Source organism: Collimonas sp. (assembly GCF_039923675.1).
Lineage (GTDB): Bacteria > Pseudomonadota > Gammaproteobacteria > Burkholderiales > Burkholderiaceae_D > Collimonas.
Genome location: NZ_JBDTCG010000013.1, coordinates 1 through 12,481, shown reverse-complemented (window position 1 = coordinate 12,481; position 12,481 = coordinate 1). Strand labels below are relative to the sequence as shown.

The following is a 12,481-nucleotide window of genomic DNA, read 5'->3' as shown; positions in this document are numbered from 1 at the left end:
CTGAAACACTACCGCGCCTTGGCAACCAGATTCGATAAACTGAAAAGAAATTATGAGAGCGTAGTCGCCATGGCGTGTGCCTTTTTATGGTTGTCTATGTGAAACGTCAACAGACCCTAGGGCGGGGCGGCCGCCCGCAATCCGGTTTTGCAGTCGCAGTTCTTATCTTATCGATGTCCACCCGTGAGGAATGATCATGAATACCATTGTAAACAGCACTTTCGGAACGCGCACCGCTTACAACCAGTCCGCCCTGACCGACGGCAACTTTAGCCAGGTTGCGAGCAGCGACGGTTTTGTCATGGCGACGGTCGGCCAGCCAACCTTCAGCAGCAACTATCTCGGCACGCTGGAAGGTTTTACCGTAGACAGCGGCGGCAGCACCACCAGCTTTGTCTACGCCACCGGACTGGCATACAGCTACAACGTGCAGACTGGGAAAAAGGGCGCGACCACGATCCTGATTCCCATGCCAGGTTCGTTTACCATGCCGGTGCGGCAGGGCGAGACCTGGAACCTGCGGCTGACCTGGAATCCTGAAATCGGCGTGGCGCCGCAAGTGGAGTTTTACTGGATCCCTGGCCTGAATACTGCGCAGGGGCAGGCGGGCGCGCCGGCGAGCCAGCAGGCCAGCATCATGAAGCAGGCCATGAATACGCTGCGCGACGAACTGCAATCGGGCAAGGTGCAAGGCAGCATGCTGCTGTCGGCTCAGCAGGCGATCGACAGCCGGGTGCACGACCTGGCGCATATCCTTGGCGATAGCGTCAGCCACGGCAGCAGCGAACAGGAGCGCCAGCAATTCCTCGGGCGCCTGCAAAAGATCGTCTGCTCGGCGGCGCCGCAGGGACAGAAAACCGACAACATCGTCGATCCGCAAGTCCTGCAAGAATTGATCGCTAGCTTCGGCCAGCTCAGCGGCCATGTTTTCAGCGTCCAGCAGAGCGGCCTGATCGAAGCCGGCGTGCGCGCGCTGGTGCAGATCAACGACAACGACGCCAACCGGCGCGACCTGTCGCTGATCAACCGCAACATCGGCCTGTTCATCGACAATATGCAACAGGTGCTGGACAAGCAGTTCAGCAACAATGAGCGGCGCCTGCTGACGCGGGCGCTGGTACGGATCGTCGGCGACGGCACCCGCGGCGACCTATGAACCACGGCCTGCCAGCCTCGGCGGACCGGCCGTGCTAGCCGCCGCCGGCCGTGCCCAGCTGGCAACCTTCGACTTGCTGGATGAAGCCGGTTGCGAAGACTGGGTGCTGCGCACGCTGCTGCTGCGGCGCCACTGGCGCCCGCGGCATGCTGCGGCGCCATTCTTTACGCTTGGCCTGGCGGCATACCTGGACTGCAGCGCAGGCCGGGTCTATCATGACCTGGCGTTGCGCAGCCAGAACAACCGCATGCTGGAAAGCCATTTCGGCCCGCTGTTGCAAGCGCTGGCGACGCAGCTGGGCGACTATTTCGGCGCGCCGGCCGGCATGACGGATGCCGCGGCATGGCCTGGTTTCCATATCTACCTGCCGCATCCGGCGTTCAGCCTGCCGGTCGCCAGCGTGCACCGCGACCTGCAGTACCGGGATGTCTTTCCCGGACAGGCGCTCGGCGCGGACGACATGTTCAGTTTCACCCTGCCGCTCAGCACGCCGGAGGGCAGCGGGCTGAATATATGGAGCGATGGCGCCGCAGCCGCCGATCCCGGTTTCCATCCCTATCGCAGCGGACAGCTGGTGGTCCACCGCGGCCTGGCGACGCATCAGGCAGTGCTCAGGTGCGACGGCGATCTTGAACGCATCACGCTGCAAGGCCATGGCGTACGGCTTGGGCAGCGCATCCTGCTGTACTGGTAAGATCATGCCGGCCGCCGCTATCCATCCGGAATTCCATTTGCGCCTGTTCAGCCAGGCCGCAGCCGACGACATCGTCCAGCGCCTGCTCAACCTCGATGCTTTCTGGCTGCCGCGCCATCCGCATCTGCCGTTCTATACATTGGGCGCGACCAACTACTACGACATAACCGGCAATCCGGCCAAGCCATACCTGCCCCTGGCGCGGCAATACAATCCGTTCCTGCGCGAAAATTTCGGCGACGTGTATCAGGCCTTGCTGGCTAGCCTGCAAGAACAGCTGGGGCAGCCGGTCAGTTTCCTGCCGGACGCGGCGCTGCCCGGTTTTCATATTTTCGGCGGCCACGCCGATTTCGCCGCCCGCGACGAACACGATATCCTGCACGGCGCATGGTTCCAGCGGCGCGACGGCCATGGCTTTCCTGGCAATCCGATCCATGTCGACACCGCGCACCTGGCGCTCGGGCTACCTGCCGCAGTGGCCGGCGCGCCGCTGCCCACCTTGTCGTTTACCCTGGCGCTATGCCTGCCGCCGGAAGGCGCCGGCATGAAGATCTGGCCGCTGCGCCTGGCCGACATCGCCGATCTGGGCCGCCAGGAGCAGATACAACTGCTGCAAGACTGCGCCAGCCGCCTGGTTGCCTACCAGCCCGGCGGTTTGTTCGTCCATTCCGGCGACTACTTTCACCAGGCGCGCGGCCTGCCGGTGCAGGAACAGCAATACCGCATCACGCTGCAAGGCCACGGCGCCTGGCTGGATGGCCAGTGGCGCCTGTTCTGGTAACGCTTGCCAACGGAAGGAATCACGCTATGTTTTTCGCTCCAAGCCAATTTGCCTTTACCCGGCTGCTAAGCCGCCACTGGCAAGCGATCCTGGCGGAATGCCTGGCTTTGCCCGGGCAGGAGTTCGACGCCTGGCCGGAAAAGCAGCTGTACAACCATGGCTGGGATGTATATGGGCTATATGTCGGACAGCAGCCGCTGCTGGAAAATTGCATCTTCTGTCCGCATACCGCGGCGTTGCTGCAGCAGGTTCCCGGGTTGTCGCATGCCGGCTTTTCGAAGCTCGCTGCCGGCACTGAAATTTCGCCTCATGTCGGCTACAGCGGCCAGGTGCTGCGCCTGCATCTCGGTTTGCGCGCCGGTGAGGATTGCGGCATCCGCGTCGGCGCGCAGGTGCGGCGCTGGATTCCGGGAGAATGCCTGATTTTCGACGACACCGTTGAACATGAAGCCTGGAACCACGGCAGTTCGGAACGACTGGTGCTGCTGGTGGATTTCGCCAGGCCGGAAGGAGCGCAGGCCGATGAATCCAGCTGAAACCGCTGCTTACGCCGATAACCAGGAATTGTTGCAAGAGCTGCGCCAGATTGGCGACGGCATGATTGAGCGCGCCTTGCTGCTGCGCCAGCTGGCAACGGGGCCGTCATTCGACGAGACGGAAACGGATGACCGGCTGGCGGCGCTGTATCGCCAGGCCAGCCGCCGGCAAGCTCCTTCCAGCCAGTTGCAGCAACAGCTGGCGCAGCTGGGATCGGCTTTGCAGCGCAGCTGGAACCGGCTGGCCCGGCGCAGCGCGGCAAGCATCCGCTCTCAGGTGTTTTTGCCCTGGGTGCACCTGGCTCTGCTGTTCCAGCTCAGCCAGCGCGACCAGGAATTATTGCTGTGCGCTTTCCTGGCTGAACTGGACCAGCGCTATCACGCCATCTTGCAGGCAGTAAGCAGCGATCCGGAGGCCGCGGACGACGGCCAGGGCTTCACGCCTTTGGCCAGCGCCGCAGTCATGCTGGGCGGCGCTCTTGCGGATCGCATCGACATGCAGCAGAGCCTGATGAGCAATGCCGCCTTGCGCCAGTGGGATCTGATCGAACTGGCCGGCGGCAGCCGCCTTGGCGCGCTGAGCGGCGGTTATCGCTTGAACGCCGCCATCGCGTCCTACCTGCTCGCGCGCCGCGCCGCAGCTGCGCCTGGAACAGGCGCTACACGATATCGACAGCCCGCTGGAACTGGACGAGCACCTGGTTGAAGAAGCGGTGAAGCAACAGCTGTCCAGCTTCATCGCCCGTGCCGCCACGGCGGACGCCGGGCATTCCAGCTTCATGCTGCATTTGCAGGGTCCCGACCTGTCTCTGCAGGAAAGCTTGTGCGCCGCCAGTTTCAGGCAAATCGGCATGCGCTGCGTACGGCTGGACGGCAAGGCTGTCTGGCAGGCTTATCTCAACGGACAAAAAAACCGGGCCGCGCTGGCGACGCGCTTGCGCCTGTTGTGCCGCGATGCGCTGTTGTGCAACCGGGTGCTGGTGCTGGTCCATTGCCAGTGGCTGAGCGCGCAGGACAGCGCCGACGATCTACTGGACGAGGTCTGCAACACCCTGTTCGACAGCCAGCGCTACCTGGCCGCGCTGAACGGTCCGGCGCGGCGCCTGAGCGACCTGGCGCATCAGTACGGCAGCCATCCGGTGATCCCGGCGCTGATCAAGAGCAAAACCCCCGATACCCAGCTGCGGCGGCGCATCTGGCAGCGCCATCTGCCGGCCTTGGGGTTTCATCCGGCGGAGCCGGAGCTGGCCCAGCTGGTGAACGGTTATCTGTTTACGGAGCAGCAGATCCTGATGGCGCTGAAAGAAGCCGCCTGCCGCGAGCAAAGCCACCGCGAACAGCTGAGTGTCGCGCAAGAGGTGAAAAGCGCCTATCGTTTCAACGACATCATCTTGCCCGCTAAAACCAAGGGCTGGCTGCAAGAAGTTTTGCAGTATGCGCAAAACCGCCACCAGGTAATAGAGAACTGGGGTTTCGATGAAAAAAACCAGAACAGCAAAAATCTCTGCGTGCTGTTTTACGGTCCGTCCGGCACCGGCAAGACCATGGCCGCCTCGATCATCGCCAATGAACTCAACCTTGGCCTCTACAAGATTGACCTCGCCAACATCATCAGCAAATACATAGGCGAAACCGAGAAGCACCTGGCGCAACTGTTCGACCAGGCCGAAGCGATGAATATCGTACTGTTTTTCGATGAGGCGGAAAGCCTGTTTTCCAAGCGTACCGAAACCAAGGATGCGCACGACCGCTACGCCAACCTGCAGACCGGCTACCTGCTGCAGCGCATAGAGACCTATCCCGGCATCGTGATTCTTTCGACCAACCTGCTGAAAAACATGGACAAGGCGTTTACGCGGCGTTTCAAGTTCATAATCGAATACCCGTTTCCAGGCGCCGAACAACGCCTGCAGCTATGGCGCAACGCGTTTCCGGAAGCAACGCCGCTCGACGCCGGCCTGGACCTGCCTTTGCTGGCGGAAAAAGCCGCGCTCAGCGGCGGCAACATCAACAATATCGCGGTCAGCGCCGCGTTCCTGGCAGCGGCGCAGCAACAGCCGGTGACGCAGGCGCATGTGCTGCAAGCCACCGAGCGGGAATATCACAAGCTGGGCAAGGTATTCAGCCTGAACGATTTCAGCTGGGGCGACGATGACTAAGCAGCACCGCCATGCCGGGGGATGGCATGCGCAAGATGAATGCACTGGCAGCGCTGCCGGCCGGCCTGCAGGGACCAGTGAGGATTTCCAGCGTCTGCTGGAGTCGCATGGCATCGTGTGCAGCATGAGCCGTCGCGGGAATTGCTGGGATAACGCCGCGATGGAGAGCTTCTTCTCGACGATGAAAACTGAGCGGCTGAGCAGAAAGCACTACCGAACCAGGGATGATTTACGTGCAGACGTGTTCGACTACATAGAAAGGTTTTACAATCCACGACGCCGGCATTCAACTATCGGCTATATCAGCCCAGTACAATTTGAAAATCTAAAATGCGCCTAGCGGAAATGTCCGTGCTGCTGGGGGAAGGCCATACCTACTAGCGCGACTATTTGAACTCAATCCGGAGTTTATTCAAGCTACGAAAGATAAGACTTTGTCGCCACTCCAGGTTTCCAGGGACAAGCACTAAATCGTGGCGGGTGAGCGCTCTTATCGCACTTTGTATTTCAAGTCTTGCCAAACGAGCACCCAAGCAATAGTGAATACCTTGGGAAAAAGCGACATGATTTTTGGCGTCACGCGTCAGATCTAGCATATCGGGATCTAAAAATTTTTCCGGGTCACGATTGGCGGCAGCGAGGGCGAATACAACAGAGTCCCCACGCCGAATAAACTTGTCGCCCATTTCAATATCCTCCAGCGCGGTACGAAAAACAGCGCGTATCGCCCCGTCATAGCGTAAAAATTCATCCACAGCATTCTTGGCAAGCTCTGGGCGCTCTTGCAATAAACGCATCTGATCTGGATTCCGGAGGAGGGCAAGTATGCTGTTCCCGAGCACGCTCATTATCGGTTCGTCTGCGGCGGCAAATAACATAACGCAGTTGTTCACCAATTCTCTAGTGGTAAGTGTTTTTCCATCTGCCTCTAATTCCAGCAGGTAATTCAGGAAATCATCTTTCCGCGGCGCTTTGCGTCTTTTCTCTACGTGCTCGCTCATGTAAGTGACAAAATTCTTTGCGGCTTTGTTGATTTTATCGGTGATGTCGTTCGACAATATCAAATCAAATCCTTTAAAAATTTCGTGTCCCCATGCCGCTAAAGTGAAAGCATCTTGCTGCGGAATGCCAAACAAAACAGAGATGACGTTGAGTGGTAACTGGTGAGCGAGATCACGAATGACATCGGGAGCGCGACGAAGCCGCATTTCAAAAACCAAATCATCAACTCGTTCGTCAATGATGGAACTCCACTCATGCATGTTGGAAGTTTCAAATAATGGCGCAAAACATTGCCGTAATTGTTGGTGCTTTGGCGGATCCAAGAATAATATAATATTATTGTAAAGGTCGGCAGCCGGCATATCGTCTTGAGTGCGAAACAAGGCACTCAACGGTGAGTGTTTCACGTTCTCTTTTTGGATGGAAATTTCATCTGCACTCAAATCGCAGGCATTTCTGCTGTCGACCGAAAAGCGTTTATCGCGGAGACCATCGGCGACATCGGCATAACGAGTGACCCACCAGGAAGTTGTGGCAGCATTCCAATGGATCGGGCTATGTTCTCTCAACTGGCGAAGGGCTGGATAGGGATTTTCTATAAAATCTTTCGCATATGGATTGAAGATCACCTCCCTGTGGCTTACTGTGATAGCCCGTCCTGCTCGATGTTCGCTATTCGCTAGATGAAGCCTGTCCAATCCAATATCTATCCGAGGAACACTCTTCATTGCGTTCCTCAACGCATTGGCGAGAACCTCGACATGAGGTTTAATTATCATCGTTAAGTGATCGCCCGGAACATTGACGATCTGGAGGTTTTGGCAACTACTCTCCCATCCCAGCGATGGTTCTCCAAAATGCATGCGAATTTGCCGCTGTGGATGAAATATGTTTGACGGCAATCCTTGTTCCGCACGCAGTAGCGTAACGCGCCCAGAATAAGGTAGTGCCCGATAGCAGCGCATAGCTGAAAAACTCGCGACATAAACACTGACAAGATTTTCGACAGAATTCTTCAACAGCGTTTTGTGCCCACTGATTTCCTGAATGAGCGCGACTCGAATTTCATCTTCTGTCGTCAATGCAAGTCGATCCGTTGAAACTGTTGCTGGCGTTTGGCCTGTGATACGTCGAAAAACATTTCCAAGTTCATGCAGTGCCATGGCTTCTTGCTTTTCTTCGGTCGACACATTTTTCATAACGCAAGATGAATCAATAAGAAACAAATCTCTTACCTCTTGACCCTGCTCAACGAGCAGTTGCGCCATCTCGTAGGCGATTAATCCACCAAACGAATGCCCGGCTAAGATGTAAGGTCCATTTGGTTGAATGGCTTGCATTTCGTCGAGGTAGCGTCTCGCCATTTCTTCGACTGAACCAAGCGGCGTTTCTGCGCCATCCAATCCCGGTGTTTGGAAAGTAATAAAGGGGCAGTCATCGCCGATTGCTTGCGCAAGATCCGAAAGGTAAGAGACTATGCCAACTAAGCCCGCAATACAAAAAACAGGGGTCGCTACCGTCAAGTTTCTCAAAGCAATTGCTTGGGTACCTCGTGTTAGATTGAGGGGTGCTTCATATAGGCTGAGCGCGGCAGAGAATTGTTCCAATATTTCTCTGAAGCTTGCTGTGGCAAAAAGTTTGAGAATGGGAGGATTGATTTTCAGATCACGTTCAATACTTCCAGCCAACTCCATCGCAGCCAGAGAATCCAATCCCAATCCACCAAGTGTAATGTCGGATTTCACATCGAGGCGGCCTGTTCCTGGAGCCAAGCGGTTTATTTCACCGTTCAGATATTCAGTTAAAGCATGCTGTCTGGCGTCGGTAGGTAGCTGCCGCAACGTTGCAGCTAAAGATGAGCGAGTGTCATGCGTTTGATGATCGCTAGTATTGGGATCAAATATTGATTGATCTGGAGGCAAGAATTTATTTGTATTCCAAGCAAATTCTGTCTCAAGATTTTTATTTAAATAGCGTCTTTTGCAGTTCTGGCGCGCGAGTTTGCCGCTTGATGTCTTATCGATCATTCTCACTTTCGCCAGCACAATTCCAAATACCTGCAATCCATGAGAAGCGAATACCGCAGTTCGAATATCAGCCACAATCTTATCAAAAATCTTTTGTTTATCAGGCATGATCTGTAGTTGGCGCGTGTCGACTTCTGCTACGACAACTAACTGCTCGACATCCATATGTTCGATCGAAAAAGCAATCACGGCTCCCTGACGAATATTTGGATGACAGAACTCAACGGTGAATTCAATGTCTTGAGGGTAATAATTTTTGCCGCGAATGATAATCAGATCCTTAATACGGCCGGTAATGTAAAGCTGATCATCCTTCAGATAACCAAGATCGCCAGTGCGCACGAAATCATATTTAGGTAAATGAGTAAGTCGTGCCTTGAAGATTTGTTGCGTTTCGGCTTCTCGCTGCCAATATCCCATCGCAACATTCGGTGCGGCGACCCACACTTCGCCGATCTCGTCTGCACCGGCTGGTAGGCAAGTATCTGGATTTACAATCTCCAGCGTTACGTTTTCGCAGGCTTTGCCACAAGCGACCAATGGCAATGCATTGGAATGCATTGGACTGACCTCGATGAATCGGTGTCGGGAAATTTCGTCTGAATCGACAAACGTGGTGCGCCACATATCCCCAAGTGGGCCACAACTTACCGCCGCTACGGTCTCCGCCAGACCGTAGCCAGGTAAGATACATTGCCGTGCCAAACCTTGTTTTTTGAAGGTATGTATAAAGCGCTCGACGGTAGTGTGCCGGATCGGCTCTGCAGCGATTACACACGCCTTGAGACTGCTTAAATCCAATCTCTGACGTTCATCCCGGGGAATCTTGCGCATGCAAAGATCTAGTGCAAAATTGGGGGTAGCAATATCGGTCCCTTGATAGCGATGAATCGCGGCTAGCCAAAGAGCCGGATTTTTCAGGAAGTCAAGCGGGGACATCAATATAGCGCGAGCACCGATGAAAATTGGAAGAATGATCCCGGTTGTCAAGCCAAGATCATGATAGGTGGGTAACCAAGACACGATCACTCGGTTCTGATCCTGCTTTGCACTTTGCTGGTACATCAACATATTGGCCATCAAATTACGATGGTTGACCATCACTCCTTTTGGCACCGAGGTCGATCCCGATGTGTACTGGATCAGGGCTAGATCTTCGGGGTCAGGTTCGGAGTCCTGATGAATGGGAGCAGCGTTGCGACCGACAATTTCATCGACTGACATCCACTCGAGTGCCGCCAAATCGGGAGCAAATGTCCGCAGATGCTGTTGCGCCAGAGCTAAAATCGGCGCACTGGTCAGCACTAGCGATGGCGATGAATCCGCAGCGATTGCCTGCAGACGCGGTAAGGTGCGTTCCAGTCGCGACGGTTCGGGAGGGTAGGCCGGTACGGCGACGGCACCTGCATATATGCAGCCATAGAAGGCGACAGCAAAATCAAGGCCGGGGGTAAATAATAAAAGTACTCTCTGATTTTTGAGGCCACGTTCAAGAATCATTGCCGCCACAGTTCTTGCGCGATGATCTAGTTCGGCATAAGTCAATTCATCTGCCTTCTCGCCCCTATCGTCAAGAAATGTAAATAATTTCTTGTTCGGAAACTCGACCGCACGTGAGCGCAAACACGCGTCCAATGTTTGACATTGCATTTTCATATCTGCTACGAAGGGATGGTTACCCTCGTTCTAGTTTGAGATGGTACGAACATAACCCTTCAGCTGCCCAGATTTGTACTGAGCAATATGTCTATTGGAATATCAGACATGCGGCCTGAATGTTAAAAGATTAGAATAAAATTTCCGCATGTCAATTTTTATATTAAGGCCACCTCTAAAAACCTTGCCCGCGTTATCCAACTTCGTAAAAGGGGGTGCGGCGTAAAACTTGGACTGGTTTATGCCGTAAATCCAAGGTTCTTCCGGTATTCCATGGGACTGCGTGAGCCAAGAGATATCTTGATGCGCTTCTCGTTATACCAACGAATGTAGCAGTCAACGGCCTGGATGAATTGCTCGACAGTAATGTCCTGCCAGTTTCTTGGGTAGAACAGTTCCGTTTTCAACCGCCCGAAGAATCCCTCACAAGCGGCATTATCGGGTGAACATCCTTTGCGCGACATTGATCGAATCAGCCTTGCGTTGCGCATTCGCGAGAGCCAACCAGGCCAGCGATAGTGAGCACCGCGATCGGAGTGAATGACAGGCCGGTTTGCGTCATTGGCCACCGTCTCAATAGCAGCATCCAACATGGTGTTTACCAAATCAGCGTCTGGACGGGTTCCGATAGCCCAGCTGACTACCAGACCATCGAAGCAGTCAATCATGGGCGAGAGATAAACCTTCCCAGCCGGGATCTGGAACTCTGTAATGTCAGTCAACCATTTCTCATTCGGGGTAGCAGCCTTGACAGGTACTAGATACGCGTGCCGGGTTCTCGACATAACCGTCGAATGGCGTTGGCATCGGCATCGGCATCATCACGCTGCGTTCCTGCTCAAGTATGGTCATATGCCAACCACGCCGAGGCCAAGATCGATATTGCTGCTTACATCGTCGGCTTCTATAACCGCGAACGCCTGCATTCAGTTCTGGGCAATCTGTCGCCCTCCGTCTACGAACGGAACATGGCAGCAAAAAAACCTATCGTAGTGTCCGAATTTACTTGACCACCACAGTTTTCGGTCAGCCGCAACAAATAGTGTTCTGCAACAGTTCATCTTTAGCATTTTCAAATTCTCCTTAACTCAGATTGGGTAGAACTTAGAAGCCACTGTATTTTCTTATTACTGAAAACACTCAAATCAATTTATACGCAAAATCAGTAGTGTCCGGTTAAATGCTGTTTGAAACGTGTGAAACCCAATATGGGCGTGGCCTAGAGGCCGATTTTATTTGGTGCCGATTTGAATCTTGATTCTTCATTTTTGTGTAACTTTCTAGGGTTGATACTCTGGGAGGCGAGCCATGAATGTAGGCAAGACGCTCTTTGCACAAATCATGGAGTTTGTTCCGTGGACGAGTTTTGGTCGGATCGTAAATCGGTATTCCGGCAACGCTGGTGTGCGGCGGATGAATTGCGCCGAACAGTTTCGCGTGATGGCGTTTGCGCAACTGACGTAGCGCGAAAGTCTGCGCGATATCGAAGTGACGTTGGGAGCCAATGCCAGCAAGCTTTATGCGATGGGCTTGCGTCACACGGTTCATCGCTCCACGTTGGCCGATGCCAACGATTCGCGCGATTGGCGAATTTGGTCCGATTTCGCCGCTGTGCTCATTCGCCGGGCGCGCAAACTGTACTGCGACGAGGATTTGGGATTGGATCTGACCAATACCGTCTATGCACTGGATTCGACGACGATCGACCTGTGCTTGAACTTGTTCGATTGGGCACCGTTTCGCTCGACCAAGGCTGCGGTCAAGATGCATACGCTGCTGGATTTGCGCGGAGCGATACCCGCTTTTATTCACATCAGCGATGGCAAGATGCACGACGTCAACGTACTGGACATTCTGCCTGTCGAGGCGGGCGCTTTTTACGTCATGGATCGGGGCTACCTGGACTTCGCTCGGCTGTACAAGCTGCATCAGGCGGGAGCCTTCTTCGTGACACGGGCCAAAAGCAACATGGATGCCAGGCGTGTGTATTCGTCCAGCACCGACAGGACGACTGGCGTGATGTGCGATCAGGCCATCGCGCTCAACGGCTTTTACGCGTCGCAGGACTATCCCGAGCATGTACGGCGTATCCGCTTCAAAGATCCCGAGTCGGGCAAGTCGCTGATCTTCCTGACCAACAATACGGCATTGCCGGCACTGACCATCGCGGCGCTGTACAAGAATCGCTGGCAAGTGGAATTGTTCTTCAAATGGATCAAGCAGCACCTGCGCATCAAGAAATTCCTGGGTACCAGCGAAAATGCCGTCAAGATGCAAATATGGTGCGCAGTCTCTACTTACGTGCTCATCGCCATCGTCAAAAAGGAGCTTCAACTTAATGCCTCTCTCTACACATTGCTACAGATTCTTTCCGTCTCTGTATTTGAGAAAACCCAGATTTCATGCGCCTTGCAGACCGATCAACCGGCCCCAGAAACACCGCTTGGCGCTAACCAATTGAATTTATTCA

At 54.7% G+C, this 12,481-nt stretch carries 7 protein-coding genes and 5 pseudogenes; 10 read left to right on the top strand and 2 right to left on the bottom strand.

The genetic code is table 11. The annotated features are described in order from the left end of the window. The 8 genes and pseudogenes from ABI171_RS02460 to ABI171_RS02425 all read left to right on the top strand — a co-directional run. Positions 1–102 (top strand): annotated as a pseudogene (locus ABI171_RS02460) (IS5/IS1182 family transposase); the annotation flags it as partial. A 94-nt stretch (positions 103–196) separates the two neighbouring features. Next, a complete protein-coding gene (locus ABI171_RS02455; RefSeq protein ID WP_348099219.1) occupies positions 197–1,156 on the top strand; it encodes a hypothetical protein in 960 nt (319 codons plus the stop codon). A 31-nt stretch (positions 1,157–1,187) separates the two neighbouring features. After that, on the top strand, positions 1,188–1,850 hold the full coding sequence (locus ABI171_RS02450; protein ID WP_348099218.1) for a hypothetical protein: 663 nt from the start codon (positions 1,188–1,190) through the stop codon (positions 1,848–1,850). 4 nt (positions 1,851–1,854) lie between these two features. After that, complete coding sequence (locus tag ABI171_RS02445; protein WP_348099217.1) at positions 1,855–2,631, top strand: hypothetical protein; 777 nt, start codon at positions 1,855–1,857, stop codon at positions 2,629–2,631. A 26-nt stretch (positions 2,632–2,657) separates the two neighbouring features. Continuing rightward, on the top strand, positions 2,658–3,167 hold the full coding sequence (locus tag ABI171_RS02440; RefSeq protein WP_348099216.1) for an aspartyl/asparaginyl beta-hydroxylase domain-containing protein: 510 nt from the start codon (positions 2,658–2,660) through the stop codon (positions 3,165–3,167). Further along, the gene (locus ABI171_RS02435; RefSeq protein WP_348099215.1) at positions 3,154–3,873 is read left to right on the top strand and encodes a hypothetical protein; all 720 of its coding nucleotides are present in this window, start codon (positions 3,154–3,156) and stop codon (positions 3,871–3,873) included. Before ABI171_RS02440 ends, ABI171_RS02435 begins: the two co-directional genes overlap by 14 nt. A gap of 7 nt (positions 3,874–3,880) precedes the next feature. Then, positions 3,881–5,326 (top strand): ATP-binding protein, encoded by a 1,446-nt coding sequence (locus ABI171_RS02430; RefSeq protein ID WP_348099214.1) that lies wholly within the window; start codon positions 3,881–3,883, stop codon positions 5,324–5,326. Positions 5,327–5,399: 73 nt separating this feature from the next. Continuing rightward, positions 5,400–5,666 (top strand): annotated as a pseudogene (locus ABI171_RS02425) (IS3 family transposase); the annotation flags it as partial. Positions 5,667–5,712: 46 nt separating this feature from the next. Here ABI171_RS02425 and ABI171_RS02420 read toward each other — a convergent pair. Together ABI171_RS02420 and ABI171_RS02415 are read right to left on the bottom strand one after the other, a co-directional pair. Beyond that, positions 5,713–10,005, bottom strand: a complete 4,293-nt coding sequence (locus ABI171_RS02420; RefSeq protein WP_348099213.1) for a cytochrome P450 — start codon at positions 10,003–10,005, stop codon at positions 5,713–5,715. 245 nt (positions 10,006–10,250) lie between these two features. Next, positions 10,251–10,748: pseudogene (locus tag ABI171_RS02415) on the bottom strand (IS3 family transposase); the annotation flags it as partial. A gap of 114 nt (positions 10,749–10,862) precedes the next feature. Here ABI171_RS02415 and ABI171_RS02410 point away from each other — a divergent pair. Both ABI171_RS02410 and ABI171_RS02405 read left to right on the top strand, forming a co-directional pair. Continuing rightward, a pseudogene (locus ABI171_RS02410) lies at positions 10,863–11,021 on the top strand (IS3 family transposase); the annotation flags it as partial. 298 nt (positions 11,022–11,319) lie between these two features. Next, positions 11,320–12,481: pseudogene (locus ABI171_RS02405) on the top strand (IS4 family transposase); the annotation flags it as partial.

Excerpts from the sequence above, each read along its gene's own strand:
- ABI171_RS02455 (WP_348099219.1), top strand. The coding sequence starts at position 197 with ATGAATACCATTGTAAACAGCACTTTCGGAACGCGCACCGCTTACAAC.
- ABI171_RS02445 (WP_348099217.1), top strand. The coding sequence starts at position 1,855 with ATGCCGGCCGCCGCTATCCATCCGGAATTCCATTTGCGCCTGTTCAGC.
- ABI171_RS02440 (WP_348099216.1), top strand. The coding sequence starts at position 2,658 with ATGTTTTTCGCTCCAAGCCAATTTGCCTTTACCCGGCTGCTAAGCCGC.
- ABI171_RS02435 (WP_348099215.1), top strand. The coding sequence starts at position 3,154 with ATGAATCCAGCTGAAACCGCTGCTTACGCCGATAACCAGGAATTGTTG.
- ABI171_RS02420 (WP_348099213.1), bottom strand. The coding sequence starts at position 10,005 with ATGCAATGTCAAACATTGGACGCGTGTTTGCGCTCACGTGCGGTCGAG.